Source organism: Streptomyces daliensis (assembly GCF_054782395.1).
In genome coordinates, this window is the sequence record NZ_BAAGSO010000075.1 from 1 (window position 1) to 24061 (window position 24061).

The following is a 24061-nucleotide window of genomic DNA, read 5'->3' on the forward strand; positions in this document are numbered from 1 at the left end:
TTGGCGCGGCAGGCGCGCAGTGCGGAGCGGGTGGCGGAGCTGGAGGCGTGGACCGCGCTGGCCGGTGGCGGGAACGGTGGCGAGGGCGGGGGCGGGGGTGTGCCCGAGCCGCTGCTGGGACGGCGCGCACTGGACCCCCAGCGCGACACGGCCCGGACCCTGGACGTCCGGAGCTGGACGGTCCCCGTCGCGCACGCCGCCACCCTGACCGGCAGGACACCGTCCGTCTTCCACTGCGGTGTCCACGAAGTATTGCTGGCCACACTGGCCGGGGCCGTCGCACACTGGCGACCGGGGGCTGATGCCGGGGTGCTGGTAAACATCGAGGGGCACGGCCGTGAGCCGGTGGAGGGGGTGGACCTCTCCCGCACGGTGGGGTGGTTCACCAGTTCACACCCCGTCAGGCTCGCGGCAGGAACCACCGACCTCGCCGACGCGCTGTCGGGCGGCGAGGCGGCGGGTGAACTGCTGAAGACGGTCAAGGAGCAGGCGCAGTCGGTGCCCGGCGACGGGCTCGGATACGAACTGCTCCGCTACCTCAACCCGGAGACGGCACCGAGGCTGGCGGCCCTGCCGGCGCCGCAGATCGGATTCAACTACCTGGGCCGGTTCGCCGCCGGCACGGACACGGGACCGGTCGGTCCGTGGCAGCCCGCCGGGGAATCGGCGATCGGCGGCTCGGTCGACCCGGACATGCCGGCGATGCACGTGCTCGACGCGGGCGCGGTGGTACGGGACACCCCGGAAGGGCCCGAACTGTCGCTCACGCTGAGCTGGCCCGGCGAGCTGATGACGGCGGACGAGGTGGAGCGGCTCGGCCGGCTCTGGCTGGAGATGCTGACCGGCCTCGCCGACCACACCACCGCCCCGGCGGCAGGCGGACACACCCCGTCCGACTTCCCCCTCCTCGACCTCGCGCAGGACGAGGTCGACGAACTCGAAGCGATAGCAGCAGAACTCGAAGGAGGACGGTCCCTGTGAAGAAACCAGCCCCCGTCAAGGGCTCAGCGTTGGCGGAAGTGTGGCCGCTGTCGCCTTTGCAGGAGGGGATGCTGTTCCACGCGGCCTACGACGACCAGGGCCCCGACATCTACGCGATGCAGTGCGTACTGACCGTCGAGGGACCGCTCGACGCCGACCGCTTCCGCGCCTCGTGGGAAGCGCTGCTCGAACGCCACGCGGCACTCCGCGCGAGTTTCCACCAGCGCAAGTCGGGCGAGTCGGTGCAGCTCATCACGCGGGAGGTCGCCCTGCCGTGGAGGGAGGTGGACCTCTCAGGGCTGGACGAGGACAGCCAGTCGGCCCGGGTCACCGAGCTGGCGGCCCGCGAACGGGAGGGACGCCTGGACCTGGCGGCGGCGCCGCTGCTCCGGCTCGTCCTCGTCCGGCTCGGCGAGCGCAACCACCGGCTCGTGGTGACGACACATCACATCCTCATGGACGGCTGGTCGATGCCCGTCCTCCTCGACGAGCTGTCCACGGTCTACGCGGCGGGCGGTGATGCACGGGTACTGCCCCCGGTCGCCTCCTACCGGGACTACCTGGCGTGGCTGAACCGTCAGGACAAGGCGGCGGGCCGGGCCGCCTGGCAGGCCGAGCTGGCGGGCGTCGAAGAACCCACCCTCCTCGCACCCGACGACCCGGGAAGGGACGCGGTGCTGCCGAAGGAGACCCTGGTGGCGCTCTCCGAGGAGACCACGGGAAAGCTCTCGGAGCTGGCCCGCGGCCAGGGGCTGACGATGAACTCCGTGGTGCAGGGCGCCTGGGCGCTCGTCCTGGCGGGACTGACCGGACGCAAGGACGTCGTGTTCGGTGCCACCGTCGCGGGGCGTCCGCCCGAGCTGCCGGGCGTCGAGTCGATGGTCGGGCTGCTCATCAACACACTGCCGGTGCGAGTCGGTCTCGAAGCGGGTCAGCCGGTGCTGCGGATGCTGACGGAGCTTCAGGAACGCCAGTCCGCGCTGATCACCCACCAGCACATAGGACTGCCGGAGATCCAGCGGCTCGCGGGCCCCGGAGCGACCTTCGACACCCTCATGGTGTACGAGAACTACCCCCGGCCCCCGGCCGCTCCCGACTCGCCCGAAGCCGCCGAAAGGCTCTTCTTCGGGGGCATGGAGACCCACGAGGCGACCAACTTTCCGCTGACCATGGGCGTCATCCCGGACCGTAACCTACAGATCCTGGTGACCTACCGGCCCGACCTGTTCGACGAGCAGGCGGCGATCCGCATGGGCCGCCGCCTGACGCGGGTGCTGGAACAGGTGGTCGCCGACCCGGCGGCACGGGTGGGTGACATCGAGGTACTGGACGAGGCCGAACGCGCACGGCTGGTGGAGGAGTGGAACGACACGGCGCGGCCGGTCCCCTCGGAAACCACCGTCGAGCGCTTCGCCGGGTGGGCCGCTTCGGCTCCGGACGCGGTGGCGGTGCGGTGTGGTGACGAGGCGTTGTCGTACGGGGAGTTGGAGGAGCGGTCGAATCGGCTGGGCCGGTATTTGACGGGTCTGGGTGTGGGCCGTGAGTCGCGGGTGGGTCTGTGCCTGCCGCGTGGTGTCGACATGATCGTCGGACTGCTGGGGGTGTGGAAGGCCGGGGGCGCGTATGTGCCGCTCGACCCCGAGCATCCGGCGGACCGGCTGGGTTACATGGTGTCCGACAGCGGCGCTTCGGTGGTTCTGGCCGTGTCCGGTACCGAGGACCGGGTCCCGGCCGGGGTGGCGGATGTGGTGCTGCTCGACGACGGGGAGGTGGCGGCGGCCATCGCAACGGAGTCGTCCGAGCCGTTGTCGGTGTCTCTCGCGCCTGAGCAGCTTGCCTATGTGATTTATACGTCGGGTTCGACGGGGCGGCCGAAGGGTGTGGCCGTCGCGCATGGTGGTGTGGCGAATCTGGCGGAGGTCATGCGTCCCGTCCTCGGTGTGGAGGAGGGCGTGACGGCGCTTCAGTTCGCCTCGTTCTCCTTCGACGCTGCGGTGCTCGATGTGGCCGTCACACTGGGCGGAGGCGGCACCCTCGCCATCGCCTCCAGCGAAGAGCGGACCGAGTCCGAGGCGCTGGCCGCGATGATCCGCGACACCGGGGTCCAGGTGGCCAGCGTGGTGCCCTCGCTCCTCGGGGTGCTGGAGCCGGAGTCCGTGCCCGGTGTGGAGAACTGGGTGCTGGGCGCGGAACGCCTCAGCGCCGACCTGGCCGCCAAGTGGCGGGCCCAGTCGAGGGTGTGGAACACCTACGGCCCGACCGAGGCCACCGTCATCACCACGGCCACGTCGCTGGACGAGGGCATCACCCCGGACGACGCCCCGCCTGCGATCGGCGCCCCCATCGGGAACGCGCAGGTCTTCGTCCTGGACGGATTCTTACGGCCGGTGCCTCCTGGTGTGACGGGTGAGCTGTACGTGTCGGGCGCGGGACTCGCGCGTGGTTACGTGGGCCGCCCTGATCTGACGGCCGAGCGGTTTGTTGCCAACCCCTTCGTATCGGGCACCCGGATGTACCGCTCGGGCGACCTGGCCCGCTGGACCGAACAGGGGTTGCTGGAGTTCGCGGGCCGCGCGGACGAGCAGGTCAAGATCCGCGGCTTCCGCGTCGAGCTGGGAGAGATCGAGTCCGTGCTCGCCGCCCATGTGACGGTGAGCCAGGCCGCCGTGGTGGTCCGCGAGGACCGGCCCGGCGACAGACGGCTGGTCGCCTACGTCATCCCCGACGTCCACGAGGTCGACCAGAACCTGCTCCGCGAGCACATGGCCAAGACGCTGCCCGACTACATGGTCCCGTCAGCGGTCATCGTCCTCGAACGGCTGCCGCTGACGGTCAACGGCAAGCTCGACCGGGCCGCGCTGCCCGCACCGGACTTCGCCGAGCGCGTCACCGGACGGGCACCCCAGGGCCCGCTCGAAGAAGCACTGTGCGCGCTGTTCGCCGACGTCCTGGGACTGGAGCGGGTGAGCGCCGAGGACAGCTTCTTCGAGCTGGGCGGCGACTCGATCATGTCGATGCAGCTCGCGTCGCGGGCCCGTCGCGAGGGCTGGGTGGTCACACCTCGGCAGATATTCGAGGAGAAGACCGCCGAGCGGCTCGCACTCGTGGTGGAAGCCGTGGGTGCCAAGGAGGAGTCCGTCAGCGACGTCGGTGTGGGCGAGGTCGGCTGGACACCCGTGATGCGGGAGCAGGGCGAGCGGGTCACGGGCTCGCGGTTCACCCAGTGGATGGTGGTGGGCGCTCCTCCCGGCCTCGACCTGAGCACCCTCACCGCCGGTGTGGGCGCTGTGGTGGACACACACGACATGCTGCGCGCACGGGTGGTGCGCGAGGGAGACACCTCGGCACTTGTCGTCGGCGAGCGAGGCTCGGTGGACGCCGCCGGTCTGGTCACGCGGATCGACGCGAGCGGCCTGGCGGCCGAGGCACTGGACAGGGCAGCGGGTGACGCGGCACACGAAGCGGTGGAGCGCCTGGACCCCACGGCCGGTGTCCTGACACAGGTGGTGTGGCTGGACGCGGGACCCGGCCGGACCGGACGGGTGGCGGTCGTGGTGCACCACCTGGCGGTGGACGGTGTGTCCTGGCGGATACTGCTGCCCGACCTCCAGGCGGCGTGCGAGGCGGTCGCGGCCGGGCGTGAACCCGTACTCGACCCCGTGGGCACGTCCTTCCGGCGCTGGTCCGGTCTGCTCGCCACCCAGGCCCGCAGCAAGGAACGGGTCGCTGAGCTGGACGACTGGGTCGCCCTCGTCGGCGGACCCGGCGCAGCCGCGTCGTCCCGCAGTGGTGAGGCACCTGGCGCGGCGAAGCCCTCCCTGACCGGGCGTGCGCTCGACCCCGTGCTGGACACCGTCAGCACCCTGCGGTCCCGTTCGTGGTCGGTGGCGCCGGACCGTGCCGTCACCCTGGCGGGACGCACACCCACCGTCTTCCACTGCGGCGTCCACGAGGTACTGCTCGCCACCCTCGCCGGCGCGGTCGCACAGTGGCGGCCGGGAACGGGTGCCGGGGTCCTGGTGGCCATCGAGGGCCACGGACGAGAGCCGGTAGCGGGCGTCGACCTGAACCGCACCGTGGGCTGGTTCGCCAGCTCGCACCCGGTCCGGATGGCGGTGAACCATGTCGACCTGCACCAGGCGCGCGGCGGCGGCAGAGCCGCCGGTGAACTGCTGAAGACCGTGAAGGAGCAGGTGCAGGCGGTACCTGGCGACGGGCTGGGATACGGCATGCTGCGCCACCTCAACCCCGACACGGAGCCGGTGCTGGCCGCGCTGCCCGCACCGGAGATCGGGTTCAACTACCTGGGCCGGTTCGCCGCCGGCGCGCGGACAGGGCAGACCGCCCCCTGGCAGATGGTGGGGGAGTCGGGCGTCGGAGGCTCGGCTGACCCGGATCTGCCCGTACTGCACGCGCTGGAGGCGGGCGCGGTGGTCCGGGACACCCCCGAAGGAACGGAACTGACGGTCTCGCTGAGCTGGCCCGGCCAGTTGTGGGAGGAGGCCGAGGTCGAGCGACTCGGCCAGGTCTGGCTGGAGATGCTGGACGGCCTGGCCGCCCACACCACCGACCCCGATGCCGGTGGTCACACACCCTCCGACTTCCTCCTCATCGACCTCGCACAGGACGAAGTCGACGATCTTGAGGACGAGTTCGCCGACGACCACATGTGACTCGCTGTATTCAAGCCGTTGTGAGGAGAAAGAGCGATGACCCGATCCCGTGTCGAAGACGTGTGGCCTCTGTCGCCGTTGCAGGAGGGGATGCTGTTCCACGCGACCTTCGATGACGAGGGACCCGACGTCTACCAGGGACAGCGGACACTTGAACTGGTCGGCCCCTTGGACGTGGCCCGCCTGCGGAGGTCATGGGAAGGGCTGCTGGCCCGGCATGCCGTCCTGCGGGCGAGCTTCCGCCGACGCAAGTCCGGTGAGGCGGTCCAGGTCATCGCGCGCCAGGTGGCACTGCCGTGGCGGGAGACGGACCTCTCCGGGATGCCGGAGGCCGATGCCCTGACCGAGCTGGACCGCCTGGCCGAGCAGGAGCGCACGGAGCGGCTCGACCTCACCGTCGCGCCACTGCTGCGCATGCGGCTCGTCCGGCTGGGCGAGGAGCGGCACCGGCTGATGATCACCAGCCATCACATCCTGATGGACGGCTGGTCACTGCCGATTCTGATCAATGAGATGTTCACCGTTTACGTGGCGGGCGGCGACACCACGGGTCTGCCGCGGACGACTTCCTACCGCGACTATCTGGCGTGGTTGAGCCGACAGGACAAGGACGCGGCGCGGGACGCGTGGCGCGCGGAACTGGCGGGCGTCGACGAGCCGACACTCGTGGCCCCCGCGGACCCGGCCCGGTCGACGGTGGCACTCGAAGGGCTCACCGACGAGATCCCCCCGAGGCTGTCCCAGGACCTGGTCCGGATGGCGCGCGGGAACGACCTGACGGTCAACTCGGTGATCCAGGGCGCCTGGGCGCTCGTGCTGTCACGGCTGACCGGACGCGACGACGTCGTGTTCGGCGCGACCTCGGCCGGGCGGCCGACGGAGCTGCCGGGCGTCGAGTCGATGGTCGGCCTGACGATGAACACCCTTCCGGTGCGGGTCCGCCTCCAGGGCGGTCAGTCGGTGCTGGAGATGCTGACGGAGCTTCAGGCACGCCAGTCGGCCCTGATGGCACACCAGCACATCGGGCTCCCCGAGGTGCAGCGGGTCTCCGGCCCCGGAGCGACCTTCGACACGCTCGTCGTCTACGAGAACTACCCCCGGCCCCCGGCCGCGGCTCCCAGCCCGGACACCTTCGCCATCACCTTCGCCGGCGGGCAGGAATCGGCGCACTATCCGCTCACCCTTCTTGTCGCTCCCGGCGAGCGTATGCCCTGCAAGATCGACTACCGTCCCGACCTGTTCGACCGCGACACCATCCAGTCGGTCCTGGACCGTCTGGTGCGGGTGCTGGAACAGATGGTCGCTGATCCTTCGGCGCGCCTGGCGGATGTCGAGGTGCTGGACGAGGCTGAGCGTGCGTTGGTGGTGGGGGAGTGGAACGACACGGCGCGGGCTGTGTCGGCGGGTTCCGTTCCGGAGCTGTTCGCCGGGTGGGCTGCTTCGACTCCGGGTGTGGTGGCGGTGCGGTGCGGCGATCAGGTGCTGTCGTATGGGGAGTTGGAGGAGCGGTCGAATCGTCTGGGCCGGTATTTGACGGGTCTGGGTGTGGGTCGTGAGTCGCGGGTGGGCCTGTGCTTGCCGCGTGGTGTGGAGATGGTTGTGGGGATGCTGGGTGTGTGGAAGGCGGGGGGCGCGTATGTGCCGCTCGATCCCGAGTACCCGGCGGACCGGCTCGCGTACATGGTGTCCGACAGTGCGGCCACGGTGGTTCTGGCCACTGGGGAGACGGTGGCGCAGGTCGAGGGCGGCGCGGCCTCTGTGGTGGTGCTGGATGACAGGGATGTCGCGACGGCGATCGCGTCGGAGTCGTCCGAGCCGTCGTCGGTGTCTCTTGTCCCGGAGCAGCTCGCCTATGTGATCTATACGTCGGGTTCGACGGGGCGGCCGAAGGGTGTGGCGGTCGCGCATGGTGGTGTGGCGAATCTGGCGGAGGTGATGCGTCCCGTCCTCGGTGTGGAGGAGGGTGTGACGGCGCTTCAGTTCGCCTCGTTCTCCTTCGATGCTGCGGTGCTGGATGTCGCCGTCACGCTGGGCGGAGGCGGCACTCTTGCCGTCGCGTCGAGTGAGGAGCGGCTGGAGCCCCAGGCGCTGGCGGCGATGATCCGCGAGGCCGGTGTGAGCGTCGCGAGTGTGGTGCCGTCTCTGCTCGGGGTGCTGGAGCCGGAGTCGGTGCCGGGTGTGGAGAACTGGGTGCTGGGCGCGGAACGCCTCAGTGCCGATCTGGCCGCGCGCTGGCGGGCCCAGTCGAGGGTGTGGAACACCTACGGGCCGACCGAGGCGACCGTCATCACCACGGCGACGTTGCTGGCCGAGGGCATCACGGCCCAGGACGCCCCGCCTGCGATCGGTGGCCCGATCGGCAATGCGCAGGTCTTCGTCCTGGACGGGTTCCTGCGGCCGGTGCCTCCCGGTGTGACGGGTGAGCTGTATGTCGCGGGCGCGGGACTCGCGCGTGGTTACGTGGGCCGCCCGGATCTGACGGCGGAGCGCTTCGTCGCCAACCCGTTCGTGTCGGGCGGGCGGATGTACCGTTCTGGTGACCTGGCCCGCTGGACCGAGCAGGGCCTGTTGGAGTTCGCGGGCCGTGCGGATGAGCAGGTGAAGATCCGTGGCTTCCGCGTCGAGCCCGGCGAGATCGAGTCGGTTGTCGCCTCGCATCCGGAGGTGTCCCAGGCCGCCGTCGTCGTGCGTGAGGACCGGCCCGGCGACAAGCGACTCGTCGCGTACGTCGTCCCCGTCACAGAGGGGGCACTGGACACCGCGAAGCTGCTGGAGTTCGCCGGTGAGCGGCTGCCGGAGTACATGGTCCCGACGTCGGTGCTGACGCTCGACGTGCTGCCGTTGACGGTGAACGGCAAGCTCGACCGAGCCTCCCTGCCCGCCCCCGACCTCGCCACGAGGGAAGGCCGCGCACCCGCGACGCCCACCGAAGAAGTGCTGGCCGGACTGTTCGGCGAGGTGCTGGGCCTGGAGCGCGTCAACGCGGAGGAGTCCTTCTTCGAGCTGGGCGGTGACTCGCTGCTGGCGATGCGGCTGATCGCGCGGTTGCGCTCTGTGCTGGACACGGAGGTGAGCATCCGGGAGCTGTTCGGTGCGCCGACGGTCGCCGGCGTCGCCCGCCTGATCGACGGCACAGAGACCCGGGGCCGGGTCGTCCTGCAACCCAGGACGCGTCCCGAGGTGCTTCCGCTGTCGTTCGCCCAGCAGCGGATGTGGCTCCTCAACCGGATGCAGGAGGCGGGTCCTGGAGCCGCCGCTGCCTACAACCTGCCCATGGCGCTGCGGATCTCGGGCGAGCTGAACGTGGCGGCGCTCGAAGCGGCGCTGAACGACGTAGCTGACCGGCACGAGACACTGCGGACGGTCTTCCCCGACGTGGAAGGGGTGCCACGTCAGCGGATCCTGGAAGGCGAGGCCGCACACCCTCCGCTGACCGTGGTGGACACCGACGAGGAGCACGTGGAGGAGAGTCTCGCCGAGCGTGCGCGCCGCCCGTTCGACGTGAGCACGGACCTCCCCTGGCGGGTGACACTGCTGCGGATCACCCCGACGGACCATGTGCTGCTGATCGTGGCACACCACATCGCCTCCGACGGCTGGTCGATGGGCGTACTCGCCCGCGACATGGAAGCTGCCTACGCCGCACGGAGCGCCGACGCGGAACCCGGCTGGGACGCCCTGCCGGTGCAGTACGCGGACTACGCGCTGTGGCAGCGCGAGGTGTTGGGCGAGCTGGAGGACGAGGAGAGCCTGGCCAGCGCCCAGTTGGGGTACTGGCGTGAGGCACTGGCGGGCGCGCCGCAGGAGCTGACCCTGCCCGCCGACCGTCCTCGCCCCGCCGTCCCCTCCTTCCGCAGCGGTTCCGTGCCGATGGGAGTGGATGCCCGTACACACGCGCGGCTGGTGGACGTGGCGGGACGTGGCCGGGCCACCATGTTCATGGTCGTGCACGCTGCCATGTCGGTGCTCCTCTCGCGCATGGGCGCGGGGGAGGACATCCCGTTGGGCACCCCGATCGCCGGTCGTGGGGACGCGAAGCTGGAGGACCTGGCCGGGTTCTTCGTCAACACCCTTGTCCTGCGCGCGGATCTGAGCGGTGATCCGTCGTTCGTGGATCTGCTGGAGCGGGTGCGGGAGACGGACCTGGCGGCGTACGCGCATCAGGATGTGCCGTTCGAGCGCCTGGTGGACGAGCTGAACCCGACCCGTACGATGTCGCGCAACCCCCTCTTCCAGGTCATGCTCGCGCTGGCGAATGTGCCGGAGGCGGAGTGGGAACTGGCGAACCTTCGCGTACAGCCCGTGCGCTCGGTATCGGAGCCCCCGGCGAGGTTCGACCTGTCGGTGACCCTGGGCGAGCGTTATGACGCGGAAGGCGCACCGGCGGGTCTCGGCGGCGGCATCCTGTACGCGGCCGACCTGTTCGACGAGGCGACTGCCCAGGCACTGTCCGACCGACTGGCCAGAGTGCTGGAGCAGGTGGCCGCCAACCCGAAGATCCGCCTCAGCGACATCGACGTACTGAGCCCGTCCGAACGGTCCTCCGTCGTCGAACTGTGGAACGACACGGCGCGGGCTGTGTCGGCGCGTACCGTTCCGGAGCTGTTCGCCGGGTGGGCCGCCTCGGCTGCCGACGCGGTGGCCGTGCGGTCCGGCGATCAGGCGTTGTCGTACGGGGAGTTGGAGGCGCGTGCCAACCAACTGGGCCGGTATCTGAGGGGCCTGGGTGTGGGGCGTGAGTCGCGGGTGGGTCTGTGCTTGCCGCGTGGTGTGGAGATGGTTGTGGGGATGCTGGGGGTGTGGAAGGCGGGTGGCGCGTATGTGCCGCTCGACCCCGAGTACCCGGTGGACCGGCTCGTGTACATGGTGGCCGACAGTGCGGCCACGGTGGTTCTGGCCACTGGGGAGACGGTGGCACAGGTCGCGGGTGACACGGTTCCCGTCGTTGCGTTGGATGCCCCGGCCGTCGCAGCGGCCGTCGCGGCGGAGTCGTCCGAATCGCTTGAGGTGTCTCTCGCGCCTGAGCAGCTCGCCTATGTGATCTATACGTCGGGTTCGACGGGCCGTCCCAAGGGTGTGGCCGTCGCGCATGGTGGTGTGGCGAATCTGGCGGAGGTGATGCGTCCCGTCCTCGGCGTGAGCCAGGGAACAGTGGCGTTGCAGTTCGCGTCGTTCTCCTTCGATGCGGCGGTGCTGGACGTGGCCGTCACGCTGGGCGGAGGCGGCACTCTTGCCGTCGCCTCCAGTGAGGAGCGGCTGGAGCCCCAGGCGCTGGCCGCGATGATCCGTGACGCCGGTGTGAGCGTCGCGAGTGTGGTGCCGTCCCTGCTCGGGGTGCTGGAGCCGGGATCGGTTCCTGGTGTGGAGAACTGGGTGCTGGGCGCGGAACGTCTCAGCGCGGACCTGGCGGCGAAGTGGCGGGCGCAGTCGAGGGTGTGGAACACCTACGGGCCGACCGAGGCGACCGTCATCACCACGGCGACGTTGCTGGCCGAGGGCATCACCTCCGACGATGCCCCGCCCGCGATCGGCGCCCCGATCGGCAATGCGCAGGTCTTCGTCCTGGACGATTTCCTCAAGCCCGCTCCCGTGGGTGCGGTGGGTGAGCTGTATGTCTCGGGTGCGGGTCTGGCGCGTGGTTACAACGGTCGCCCGGATCTGACGGCGGAGCGGTTCGTGGCCAACCCGTTCGTGTCGGGTGGGCGGATGTACCGGTCGGGTGACCTGGCCCGCTGGACGGCGGACGGTCTGCTGGAGTTCGCGGGCCGTGCGGACGAGCAGGTGAAGATCCGCGGCTTCCGCGTCGAGCCCGGCGAGATCGAGTCCGTGCTCGCCTCGCACCCCGACGTCGGCCAGGCCGCCGTCATGGTCCGCGAGGACCGGCCCGGCGACAAGCGGCTGACGGCCTACGTCGTCCCCGCGGTGGACGATGAGCTGGACACCGCGAGGCTGCTGGAGTTCGCAGGTGAGCGGCTTCCGGACTACATGGTCCCGACGTCGGTGCTGACGCTCGACGCGCTGCCGCTGACGGTGAACGGCAAGCTCGACCGTGCCGTCCTGCCCGCCCCCGAGCTGTCCGGCCGAGCCGAGGGGCGCGGCCCCGAAACACCCACCGAAGTCGTGCTGGCCGGGCTGTTCGGCGAGGTGCTGGGCCTGGAGCGCGTCAACGCGGAGGAGTCCTTCTTCGAACTGGGCGGTGACTCGCTGCTGGCGATGCGCCTGATCGCGCGGGTGCGCTCTGTGCTGGACACGGAGGTGAGCATCCGGGAACTGTTCGGTGCGCCGACGGTCGCCGGCGTCGCACGAGCCATCTCGGACGGGGAGGGCGGCAGCCGGATCAAGCTCGTCCGGCAGAACCGTCCCGAGGTGCTTCCGCTGTCGTTCGCCCAGCACCGGATGTGGCTCCTCAACCGGATGCAGGAGAGCCCCGAGGCGGCAGCCGCCTACAACTTGCCTCTGGCGCTGCGGATTTCCGGGAACCTGGACGTGTCCGTCCTCACGGCGGCCCTGGGCGACGTGGCGGAGCGGCACGAGACACTGCGGACGGTCTTCCCCGACGTGGAAGGGGTGCCGCATCAGCGGATCCTGGAGGGCGAGGCCGCACATCCTTCGCTGACCGTGGTGGACACCGACGAGGCCACGTGGCAAGAGGCACTGGCCGCTGAGGCAGGCCGGGGCTTCGACGTGAGCACGGACCTTCCCTGGCGGGTGACGCTGCTGCGGATCACGCCGACGGACCATGTGCTGCTGATCGTGACGCACCACATCGCCTCCGACGGCTGGTCGATGGGCGTACTCGCCCGTGATCTGGAGACGGCGTTCGCCGCCCGCGACGCAGGCCGGGAACCGGACTGGGCGCCGCTCCCGGTGCAGTACGCGGACTACGCGCTGTGGCAGCGTGAGGTGCTGGGCGATCTGGAGGACGAGGAGAGCGTCGTCAGCAGCCAGCTCGGCTACTGGCGAGAGGCGTTGGCCGGTGCGCCGCAGGAACTGGTGCTGCCCGCCGACCGTCCTCGTCGCGCCGTCCCCTCCTTCCGCAGCGGTTCCGTGCCGGTCGGAGTGGACGCGGAGACGCACGCGCGGCTGGTGGAGGTGGCGGGGCGTGGCCGGGCCACCATGTTCATGGTCGTGCACGCTGCCATGTCGCTGCTGCTGGCCCGCATGGGTGCGGGCGAGGACATCCCGATGGGCACCCCGATCGCGGGCCGCAACGACGCCGAGCTGGAGGACCTGGCCGGGTTCTTCGTCAACACCCTTGTTCTGCGTGCGGATCTGAGCGGTGATCCGTCGTTCGTGGATCTGCTGGCGCGGATGCGGGACACGGATCTGGCGGCGTACGCGCATCAGGATGTGCCGTTCGAGCGCCTGGTGGACGAGCTGAACCCCGCCCGGTCGATGTCGCGCAACCCCTTCTTCCAGGTCATGCTCGCCCTCCAGAACGTGCCCGAGGCACGGTGGGAGCTGCCGGGCCTGGAAGTGAGCGCGGTGCCGCCTTCGGAGGCACCCCCGGCGAGGTTCGACCTGTCGGTGACCTTCGCCGAGCGTTACGACGCGGAGGGTGCTCCGGCGGGTCTCGGCGGCGGCATCCTGTACGCGGCCGACCTGTTCGACGAGGCAACCGTTCAGGCTCTCTCCGGCCGTCTGGCCAGGGTGCTGGAGCAGGTGGCCGCCGACCCCGATGTGCGCTTGGCGGATGTCGAGGTGCTGGACGAGGCCGAACGCACGCGGGTGGTGGAGGAGTGGAACGACACGGCGCGGGCTGTGTCGGCGCGTACCGTTCCGGGGCTGTTCGCCGGGTGGGCCGCCTCGACCCCCGACGCGGTCGCGGTACGGTCCGGCGATCAGGCGCTGTCGTACGGGGAGTTGGAAGCGCGTGCCAACCAACTGGGCCGGTATCTGACGGGCCTGGGTGTGGGACGCGAGTCGCGGGTGGGTCTGTGCCTGCCGCGCGGCATCGACATGGTCGTCGGGATGCTGGGTGTGTGGAAGGCCGGGGGCGCCTACGTCCCCCTCGACCCCGACTACCCCGCCGACCGGCTCGCATACATGGTGTCCGACAGCGCGGCGTCGGTGGTTCTTGCCGTGTCCGGTACCGAGGACCGGGTCCCGGCCGGGGTCGCGGATGTGGTGCTGCTGGACGACCGGGACATCGCAGCGACCATCGGGTCGAAGGCGTCCGAGCCGCTTGAGGTGTCTCTCGCGCCTGAGCAGTTGGCGTATGTGATTTATACGTCGGGTTCGACGGGGCGGCCGAAGGGTGTGGCGGTCGCGCATGGTGGTGTGGCGAATCTGGCGGAGGTGATGCGTCCCGTCCTCGGCGTGAGCCAGGGAACAGTGGCGTTGCAGTTCGCGTCGTTCTCCTTCGATGCTGCGGTGCTGGATGTGGCCGTCACGCTGGGCGGAGGCGGCAGTCTTGCCGTCGCGTCGAGTGAGGAGCGGCTGGAGCCCCAGGCGCTGGCCGCGATGATCCGCGAGGCCGGGGTCCAGGTGGCCAGCGTGGTGCCCTCGCTTCTCGGGGTCCTGGAGCCGGGATCGGTTCCTGGTGTGGAGAACTGGGTGTTGGGCGCGGAACGTCTCAGCGCGGACCTGGCGGCGAAGTGGCGGGCGCAGTCGAGGGTGTGGAACACCTACGGTCCGACGGAGGCGACCGTCATCACCACGGCCACCCTCCTGAACGAGGGCATCACCTCCGACGATGCCCCGCCCGCGATCGGCGCCCCGATCGGCAATGCGCAGGTCTTCGTCCTGGACGATTTCCTCAAGCCCGCTCCCGTGGGTGCGGTGGGTGAGCTGTATGTCTCGGGTGCGGGTCTGGCGCGTGGTTACAACGGTCGCCCGGATCTGACGGCGGAGCGGTTCGTGGCCAACCCGTTCGTGTCGGGTGGGCGGATGTACCGGTCGGGTGACCTGGCCCGCTGGACGGCGGACGGTCTGCTGGAGTTCGCGGGCCGTGCGGACGAGCAGGTGAAGATCCGCGGCTTCCGCGTCGAGCCCGGTGAGATCGAGTCCGTGCTCGCCTCGCACCCCGACGTCGGCCAGGCCGCCGTCGTGGTCCGCGAGGAGCGTCCGGGCGACAGGCGGCTGATCGGTTACGTCGTCCCCGAGGCACAGGAGATCGACCAGCAGCAGCTCCGGGAGCACGTGGCCAAGACACTGCCCGACTACATGGTCCCGTCCGCGGTCATGGTTCTGGAAGCCTTGCCGCTGACGGCCAACGGCAAGCTCGACCGGACCGCTCTGCCGGTACCCGATCTCGGCGAACGGGTTTCGGGCCGGGCCCCGGAGACCGAGACGGAGAAGGCGCTGTGCGCGCTGTTCGCCGAGGTGCTCGACCTCGAACGGGTCGGCGTCGACGACAACTTCTTCGACGTGGGCGGCAACTCCACCCTGGCGATGCGACTGGCCGGGCGGATCAGGACGGAGCTGGGCGCCGAGCTGAGCATGCGTCAGTTCTTCGGCTCCTCGACGCCGCTCGGCGTGGCCCGGCTGCTGGAGGCGAAGGTGCGTCCGGAGCTGCGCCCCGTCGAGCACTCGGGCGACGTTCCTCTCACCGCGAGCCAGCGGCGTACCTGGCAACTCGACCGTACGTCGCCGGAGGCCGGTGCCCAGCAGCTCCCGCTCGCACTGCGGCTGGGCGGCGGCCTGGACGCGGCGGCACTGGAAGCCGCTCTCGGCGACGTGGCGGCACGCCACGAGATCCTGCGGACCACCTTCACCGAGGACAGCCACGGCAGCCACGGCAGCGAAGGTACCGACGGCACCGACGGCCACGCGGGCCCGCGTCAGCACGTACTGGACGCCGACGCCGAGGGAGCACGCCCCGCCCTGACCGTCACACCGGCGACCGAGGACGAACTCCCGGAGCTGCTGGCCGCCCACGCCAGGCACCGGTTCGACCTGACCACGGACACCCCGTGGAGCCAGCGTCTGTTCACGCTCTCGGAGACGGACCACGTGCTGTCCCTGGTGGTGCACAGGATCGCCACTGACGAGGCATCGCTGGACCTGCTGGTGCGCGACCTGGCCGCGGCGTACGGGGCCAGGAGCGAGGGCCGGGTGTCGGAACGGGCGCCGCTGCCGCTCCAGTTCGCCGACTACGCGCTGTGGGAGCGGGAGCTGCTCCAGGGCGAGGAGGACACGGACAGCCTGATCAGCGATCAGCTCACCTACTGGCGCAACACCCTGGGCGGCCTCGCCCCCGAGACCCCGCTGCCCACGGACCGCCCGCGGCCCGTGCGCCCCTCGCACCGCGCGGACTCCGTACCGCTGACGCTGGGCGCCGAGGCGCACGACCGGCTGATGGAGACCGCCGAAGAGCACGGCGCATCCGCCTTCATGGCGGTCCACACCGCGCTCGCCGTCCTGCTGACGCGGCTCGGCGCGGGAACCGACCTCACGCTGGGCACCCCGCTGCTGCGCCAGGACGACGAGGAAGGGCTCGACGGGGTGGTCGGCCCCTTCACCGACCGGCTGGCACTGCGTACGGACACCACGGGCGACCCCACGTTCGTCGAGCTGCTCGGCCGGGTCAGGGAGACCACCCTGTCCGCCTACGCGTACCAGGACGTCCCCTTCGAACGGGTGGTGGAGGAGCTGCCGCTCCCGCCGGCCACCTCGGCACACCCGGTGTTCCAGGTCATGCTGGAGGTGCAGGACGACATCGCGGAGAAGTGGGACACCTCAGAGCTCCCGGGGCTGGACACCACCCGGCTGCCCATGGAGGCCGACGTCTCTCCGACGGATCTCTCGTTCCACCTCACCGAGCGGCAGGAGGACGACGGCAGCCCGGACGGCATGGACGGAACCCTGCGGTATGCGACGGAGCTGTTCGACCGCGACACCGCCGCCGCGCTCGCGCAGCGCCTCGTCCGAGTGCTGGAGCAGGTGGCGGAAGACCCGCAGCTCCGGCTGAGCCAGGTCGATGTCCTGCTGGGAGAGGACGAACACCGTCGGCTGGTGGAGACCGTCGACGACACGGCGGCCGGGACTCCGGAGGGCACGGTCGTCGAGCTGCTGTCCCAGCAGGCGGCCCGCACTCCCGGGGCCGTCGCGGTCACCTCGGCCGAGGGGACGCTCGACTACCGGGAACTGGAGGCCGTGACCGGCCGGATCGCCCGCCACCTGAACGCGCTGGGAGCCGGTGCGGAGGACACCGTGGCGGTGGCGCTGCCACCCACCACGGCACTGGTCACAGGGCTGCTCGGCGTGCTCAAGTCGGGCGCGGCGTTCCTCCCCGCCGACCCGGAAGGGTCGTTGGAGAGCATCCTCTCCGCCCCCGGCCGCCCGGCCGCACTGCTGTGCACGGCGGCCACGGCAGCGCTGCTGCCCGCGGGAAGCACGGTTCCCGTCGTCCTGCTCGACGGACCGGACGGCGCCGTCGTCAGCGGTTCGCCGCGGCAGAAGGTCGCAGGGCACGGGCAGGGCGCGGGACAGGTCCCGCTCCCCGGCAACGCGGCTCTCGTGTACGACGCGACGACACCGGCGGGCGGCACGGCCGGCGCCGTCGTCGAGCACACCACGCTGACGAGCCAGGTGGCGCACCGGATGCACGGCCTCCCGGCGGGCCGGGCGGCGACCCTGGACGCACGGGCCCCTGTTCCCGAGCTGATCACACCCCTGCTGGCGGCACTGTGCGCAGGTGGCGGAGTGCGGTTCGGCGTGCCGGACCAGGAGACCGCGGACTCCTCCGCGCAGGCCACCACGTCCCCCACCACGTCCCTGCTCGTCACCACGCGCGACCGGCTGGCGGCCCTCGAAGAGCACCCGGCGGGACCGCTGCCGTTCGCGGAGGTCCTGGTCGCGGACGGCGCGCAGGTGACCGTCGACGACCTGGCCGAATGGCAGCGCCACCGTCCGGACGTGCCCCTCGTGAGCAGCTACGGAACAGCGGAGACCGCGACGGCGTGGCTCGACCAGCGGAGCGGGTCCGGACAGCTCCTGCCGACGGAGACACCTACGGGGCGGCCGGTGCGGAACACCCGCGCCTACGTCCTGGACGACCTCCTGCGCCCGGTGCCGCCCGGCGTCGTCGGCGACCTCTACGTCGCCGGGTCCGCGCTGGCACGCGGCTACCTGGACGCGCCAGGGCGGACCGGCGAGCTGTTCGTCGCCTGCCCCTTCGGCCCGGACGGGGACCGGATGCTGCGCACCGGCGAGCGGGCGAAGCGGACCACCGCCGGTCTGCTGACGGTGCGCGGCGCCGCGCACCAGGACGAGCAGGCGGGGGCAGGACTGCGGACCGTCAGGAACCGCGACGACCTCGAAGTGCTGCTGCCGCTGCGCTCCGAGGGCAGCCGCCCCCCGCTGTTCTGCCTGCACCACAGCACCGGCCTGAGCTGGGGCTACGCCGCGATCCTCCCGCACCTGCCCGCGGACCAGCCGGTCTACGGGATCCAGGCCCGCGGGCTGGGCGGCCCTGAGCACCTGCCGGGGACGGTCGAGGAGATGGTGGCCGACTACGCGGAGCAGATCCGTTCGGTCCAGCCCTCCGGCCCGTACCACCTCCTCGGGTGGTCCGTGGGCGGAGTGATCGCCCAGGCGCTGGCCACCAGGCTGGAGGAACTGGGCGAAGAGGTGGCACTCCTGGCGCTGCTCGACGGCTACCCCGGAGTCCTGGGCAGGTCCACCTTCACCGGGGCCGAGGACCCCACCGGGGGAGCCGGGGCCGGAGTCGGAGCCGGGGACGACACCGCAGGGGAGATCCGCGACTTCCAGACCTCACCTGGCGAGGGCGCGCCCTTCCCGATGGGGGTGAGCGGTCCCGTCGTGTCGAACATGCAGGAGATCATGCGGAACACGGTCTCCCTCGCACAGGACCACACACCGCGCACGTCGCGGGGCGACATCACATTGTTCGTCGCGACCGAGGACAGGCCCGCTGACCTGCCGGTGCCGGAGGCCGTCGCGACCTGGAAGCCCTACACGGACGGGGAGATCATCACGCACGAAGTGGCCGTCAACCACAACGACATGCTTCAGGCGGCTCACCTGTCGGGCATCGGCCGCATCGTGGCGGAAGCCCTGCGGGGGTCCGGCCAGTCGTGAAGCGGCCCGGCGGGTGCGGTGGACACCGCACCCGCCGGGCGCGGCCCGTGAGAAGCGGAGCCGGAATTCTTTCCTCTGGTTCTCCGCTCCTCACGCACGCGAGGAAGCGCGCGAGGAATGGAGCGCGAAATTCCATATGCCGGGGGAAAAGCGTCCGGGACCGCTTCGGATGGACGCCGTTGACACGCTCAGGGCGCGATCTGAGAATCGTTCGTGGCCTGGTTATTCCACGTCGAACGGCCCGGGAGTGCGGTGATTCCCCTGCCGGTGGCCACGGACGCGAAGAAAGGCCGAAAGGGGCCCACGAATGACAAGACCAGCAGACCCTCCTACGCGCAGGCACCGGGGCGGCGTCAAACCGTCGGACCTTCCCGTGCACCAACAGCGGATCAGGCAGGACCCCTTGCCCGAGCTGAGCCGGATGAGCGTGGAGACCCCGCTCGCCGCGGACTCGGGCCCCGGCATCAACGACTGGGTGGCCACAGGCCGTGAGGAGGTCCGGTCCATCCTCGCCGACGAGCGGTTCAGCACCCGCCCTCCCGCGGACAGCGACGAGGACTCGCGGCAGCTGACCCAGATCGGCAACCCCCTCCAGTACGACCCGCCCGAGCACACCAGAATCCACAAGATGCTGCGCCCGGAGTTCACCCTGCGACGGATACGCAGGATGGAGCCCCTGATCGAGAAGATCGTGGGGGACAGGCTGGACGTCATGGAGCGGGCCGGTCAGCCCGCCGACCTGATGCGGCACTTCGCCTGGCCCGTACCGGGCCTGGTCGGCTGCTCGCTGCTGGGCATCCCCCGCGACGACCAGCCGGACCTGGCGCGCAACATGGACCTGAGCCGTCGCACCGACCGCCCGCGCAAGCTGGTGCTGGCCGCGGCGAACGCGTTCGACGGGTACCTCACCCGCTTCATCGCGCAGAAGCGCCGCGACCCCTCAGCCGACGACCTGATCAGCACGCTCATCAGGAACTACGGCGAGGAGGTCGAGAACAAGGAACTGGTCGGCTTCTGCGCCTCCCTCCTGGCCGCCGGCCTGGAGAACATGGCGGGGATGCTGGGTCTGGGCATGCTGGCGCTGCTGGAGCACCCCGACCAGCTCGCGCTGCTCAGGGAGCGCCCTGAGCTGATGGACCAGGCCGTCGAGGAGATGTTCCGCTACGTCGCCGTCGTCCCCATCGCCTCACCCCGTACCGCGCTGGAGGACGTGCCGGTCGGGGACCGTGTGATCAAGGCCGGGGAAATCGTCTCCTGCTCCCTGCTCGCGGTGAACCGCGCCCAGGACCCCGACGCACCCGCGGACGACTTCGACATCACCCGCGAGAACAACAACCACATGGCGTTCGGGCACGGAGTCCACTTCTGCACGGGAGCGGCACTGGCCAGGATGGAGATGCGGCTGGCCGTGTCCGCGCTGCTGGACCGGTTCCCGGAGCTGCGGCTGGCCGTGCCGCCGGAGGAACTCCGCTTCCGGCCGCTCACGCTCGCCGCCTACGGCGTCGAGAGGCTCCCCCTCGCCTGGTAGCGGACGGCGGACGGCGGAGGGCTGACGACGCAACGGGCAACGGGCAACGGCGCGGAGACTGCCGAAGGGGGAACGTGACATGCCGGACCCGCTGGAAGGACGACGGGACGCGGACGGGCGCACGTCGCCCCTCGCCCGCGTCCCGTCGGACGGCCGAGCGCCCCTCGACGGCGCCGACGGACCGGGCCGCCACGACTGGGTGGCCACAGGGCGTGACGAGGTGCGGGCGGTCCTCGCCGACGAGCGGTTCAGCACGCGCCCTCCCGCGGACACCGACGACGACGCTCGCGGACTCTCCCAGCCGGGCAACCCCCTCCAGTGCGATCCGCCCGAACACACCCGGCTCCGCAGGATGCTGACGCCGGAGTTCACGCTGCGGCGCGCCCGCGGCATGGAGCCCCTGATCGAGCGGATCGTGGAGGAGCGGCTGGACGTCATGGAGCGGGCCGGCCGGCCCGCCGACCTGATGCGCCACTTCGCCTGGCCCGTGCCGGGCCTGGTCGGCTGCTCGCTGCTGGGCATTCCCCGCGACGACCAGCCGGACCTGGCGCGCAACATGATCCTCAGCCGCCGCCCCGGCCACCCCCGGAAGCTGATGCTCGCCGCGGGGAACGCGTTCGACGGATATCTCACCCGCTTCGTCGCGCGGAAGCGCCGCGATCCCTCGGCCGAGGACCTCATCAGCACGCTGATACGGGAGCACGGCACCGAGGTCGACGACGCGGAACTGGTCGGCTTCTGCGCCGCACTGCTGGCCGCCGGCCTGGAGAACATGTCCGGAACGCTGGGCCTGGGCACCCTGGCACTGCTGCGGCACCGGGACCAGCTCGACCTCCTCCGCCGACGCCCCGAGCTGATGGACCAGGCCGTCGAGGAGATCCTCCGCTACGCGACCCCCGTGCCCATCGCCTCGCCGCGCACGGCCCTCGCGGACGTGCCGGTCGCGGGGCAAGTGGTCGGGAAGGGAGAGATCGTGGCCTGCGCCCTGGCCGCGGCCAACGGTTCCAGGGCGCACAGTGCGGAGCCGCAGGACTTCGACATCACCCGTGAGAACGCGACGCACGTGGCCTTCGGGCACGGCGTCCACTTCTGCGTCGGTGCAGCGCTGGTGAGGTCGGAACTGCGGATCGCCTTCGCGAAGCTGGTGGACCGCTTCCCCGGTCTGCGGCTGGCGGTCCCCCCGGAGGAACTGCTCTTCGTGTCCGCTCCCCAGCGCGGGGTGGAGGCGCTGCCCGTCACCTGGTGAACGCTCCGGCGAGCACGCGAGCAGCGGGGGAGAGCTGGTAGTGGGAATTCTTCAGCGCGCCCGGGAAAGGCCGCCGCTGTCCCGGAAATGGTGTTCTTGACAGGGGTTCGGCGCGATTTCACACTCGTCTGTGATGTGAATTCCGGGTGGGAGGGTTCGGCGGGCACGGTGTTTCCCCGCCGAGCGGAAAGGGTGAAAGGTCGACGCATGTCGAAGGCATCAGAAATTCCCGTGCACAAGCGCCGGATCGGATTGGACCCGCTGCCTGAGCTGAGCCGGATGAGTGTGGAGACCCCGCTGACCGAAGATCCGGAGCCCGGATTCTCCGACTGGATCGCCACCGGCCGTGACGAGGTCCGCGCGATCCTCGGCGACTCCGAGCGGTTCAGCACCCGGCCGCCCACGGCGAGCGCGGTGGACTCCCAGCAACTGGTGGAGCCCGGCAATCTGTTGCAGTACGACCCGCCCGAGCACGGCCGCCTCCGGAAGATGCTGACACCGGAGTTCACGGTGCGCCGGATGCGCAGGATGGAACCCATCATCGAGAAGATCGTGGCAGATCAGCTCGACGTCATGGAGCGCGCCGGCCAACCCGCCGATCTGATGCGGCACTTCGCCTGGCCCGTCCCCGGCCTGGTCGCCTGCGGACTGCTCGGCATCCCCCGCGACGACCTGGCGGAGCTGGCCCGCATCCTCGACGTGCGTGCCACCAGCCGCAGCAAGAAGAAGATGGTGGCCATCAAGGCGTTCGACCGCTACCTGGTCAAGATCGTGGAGCAGAAGCGGGCCGATCCGGGGGACGACCTCCTCAGCATGCTCATCCGCGACCACGGAACGGACATCACCGACCAGGAACTGGCCGGGATCTGCTCCTCCTTCATGGCCGCGGCCCTCGAAGGCTCCACCCAGATGCTCGGGCTGGGCACACTGGCCTTGTTGCAGCACCCGGACCAGCTGGCGCTGCTCAGGGAGCGCCCCGAGCTGATGGACCAGGCGGTGGAGGAACTGCTCCGCTACGTGGCCGTCGTATCCAACGCCTCCCCCCGCACCGCACTGGAGGACGTGCCCCTCGCGGGCCGCGTCATCAAGACGGGCGAGGTCGTCGCCTGTTCGCTCCTGGCGGCCAACCGCGCCGAGACACCCGGCGAGCCACGGGACACCCTCGACATCACCCGTGAGAACACCACGCACATGGCCTTCGGGCACGGCATCCACTTCTGCGTCGGAGCCTCGCTCGCCAGGATGCAGCTACGGATGGCCTTCGCGGGGCTCCTGGAGCGTTTCCCCGGCCTGGAGCTGGCGGTGCCCGTCGAAGAACTGCGCTTCCGGCTGTTCGCGCCCCAGTACGGCGTCGAAGCGCTGCCGGTTACCTGGTGAGGTGCCCGTGGGAGACGCCGAGAACCCGGTGGGAGACGCGGAGACCACCGTGGGGGACACGGGAATCAGGGTGGACCGCGACAGATGCATGGGGTCGGGGCAGTGCACGCTGTTCCTGCCGGATGTCTTCGACCAGTCGGAAGACGACGGAAAGGTCGTCCTCCTCGACACCGCCGCGTCGGACCCCGCGTCGGCCGCCGCGCTGCGTACCGCCGTCATGAGGTGCCCCTCCGGCGCGATCAGCCTGCGCCCGAGGGACAGCGGTGTGACGGCGTAACCCCGCACCCGCGTAACCCCGCACCCGCGCGGGGACACGGGAACAGCGACACGTACGGGAAGTGAACGCCCCGGCAGCCGGTGGACGGCCGCCGGGGCATCGCTGTGCCGTCATCGTGACGTTGCTGTGTCCTGGCGCTGACCGGCCCGCTCCGTGCGCCCATCGTTCCTGTTCAGCGGCTTACGGAGGCACCGCGGAAGGTGCTGCCGAGGGGTGCCCGGGGCCCTCCGTGCGGCCCCCTCGCCGATCTCGTGCTGGACACCGGCGCTTGTATCCGTCGTGTGACCGCGAGCCGCGTAGAACTTGGTCCCATGTTCACCACAAGCAAGCGCGGTAGCGCAAAGACCCTCCTCGCCGTCTCGGCTGTCTTCGTCGGCGCCCTGCTCACGGGCTGCTCGGACGACTCCTCGGCGGCGTCATCGGATTCGGACAAGAAGTCCGCGTCTCCGAAGAGCGGCTTCGACCAGGCACTGGAGCACGCGAAGTGCATGCGGGAGAACGGCGTTCCGGACTACCCGGACCCGAAGCAGGACGCCAACGGGCGCGTCAACATCAGCCCCGGCCAGGGTGTCGACCCCAGCTCCCAGGACTTCAAGGACGCCATGCAGGCGTGCCGTGACCTGGCACCGCAGGGACAGGGCGGGCAGAACGGCGGCGGCGACATCGACCCGGCCAAGGTCTCCGAGTGGGCCAAGTGCATGCGGGAGAACGGCCTGCCGAAGTTCCCCGACCCCGAGGTCAAGGGCAACGAGCTGACGATCAACGTCGCCGAAGCGGGCATCAAGCCGAACGACCCTGAATTCTCCAAGGCCCAGCAGGCATGCCAGGACAAGTTCCCCGGCGGCATGATGCGCCTTCAGGGCCCGGGGCCGGGCGGTTCTGAGTGACTCCCCCGGACGAGACCGATGAACTGCACCGGGCCGGTACATCGGCCG

Annotated in this window: 8 protein-coding genes; all 8 read left to right on the plus strand. The window is 70.6% G+C overall.

Annotated elements, in window-relative coordinates; translation table 11 throughout:
• Positions 1 to 981, plus strand: a 981-nt coding sequence (locus ACYVOO_RS16770; RefSeq protein ID WP_461016446.1) for a condensation domain-containing protein, incomplete at its 5' end; no start/stop codon positions are given.
• A complete protein-coding gene (locus tag ACYVOO_RS16775) occupies positions 978 to 5654 on the plus strand; it encodes an amino acid adenylation domain-containing protein (RefSeq protein WP_461016447.1) in 4677 nt (1558 codons plus the stop codon). The genes ACYVOO_RS16770 and ACYVOO_RS16775, both read left to right, overlap by 4 nt.
• Positions 5655 to 5690: 36 nt before the next feature.
• Entirely contained in the window at positions 5691 to 18698 is a 13008-nt protein-coding gene (locus ACYVOO_RS16780; protein WP_461016448.1) for an amino acid adenylation domain-containing protein, read from the plus strand.
• 307 nt (positions 18699 to 19005) lie between these two features.
• Complete coding sequence (locus ACYVOO_RS16785; RefSeq protein ID WP_461016449.1) at positions 19006 to 20226, plus strand: cytochrome P450; 1221 nt, start codon at positions 19006 to 19008, stop codon at positions 20224 to 20226.
• A 79-nt stretch (positions 20227 to 20305) separates the two neighbouring features.
• Positions 20306 to 21472, plus strand: a complete 1167-nt coding sequence (locus tag ACYVOO_RS16790) for a cytochrome P450 (protein ID WP_461016450.1) — start codon at positions 20306 to 20308, stop codon at positions 21470 to 21472.
• A 207-nt stretch (positions 21473 to 21679) separates the two neighbouring features.
• Positions 21680 to 22849 carry a cytochrome P450 gene (locus ACYVOO_RS16795; RefSeq protein WP_461016451.1) on the plus strand — a complete coding sequence of 390 codons (1170 nt, stop codon included), beginning with the start codon at positions 21680 to 21682 and terminating at the stop codon, positions 22847 to 22849.
• A gap of 7 nt (positions 22850 to 22856) precedes the next feature.
• A complete protein-coding gene (locus tag ACYVOO_RS16800; RefSeq protein WP_461016452.1) occupies positions 22857 to 23126 on the plus strand; it encodes a ferredoxin in 270 nt (89 codons plus the stop codon).
• A gap of 311 nt (positions 23127 to 23437) precedes the next feature.
• Positions 23438 to 24013 (plus strand): hypothetical protein, encoded by a 576-nt coding sequence (locus ACYVOO_RS16805; RefSeq protein WP_453347610.1) that lies wholly within the window; start codon positions 23438 to 23440, stop codon positions 24011 to 24013.
• Positions 24014 to 24061: the final 48 nt, after the last annotated feature.

Coding starts and splice junctions, on each gene's coding strand:
- ACYVOO_RS16805 (WP_453347610.1), top strand. CDS start 23,438: ATGTTCACCACAAGCAAGCGCGGTAGCGCAAAGACCCTCCTCGCCGTC.
- ACYVOO_RS16790 (WP_461016450.1), top strand. CDS start 20,306: ATGCCGGACCCGCTGGAAGGACGACGGGACGCGGACGGGCGCACGTCG.
- ACYVOO_RS16785 (WP_461016449.1), top strand. CDS start 19,006: ATGACAAGACCAGCAGACCCTCCTACGCGCAGGCACCGGGGCGGCGTC.
- ACYVOO_RS16780 (WP_461016448.1), top strand. CDS start 5,691: ATGACCCGATCCCGTGTCGAAGACGTGTGGCCTCTGTCGCCGTTGCAG.
- ACYVOO_RS16795 (WP_461016451.1), top strand. CDS start 21,680: ATGTCGAAGGCATCAGAAATTCCCGTGCACAAGCGCCGGATCGGATTG.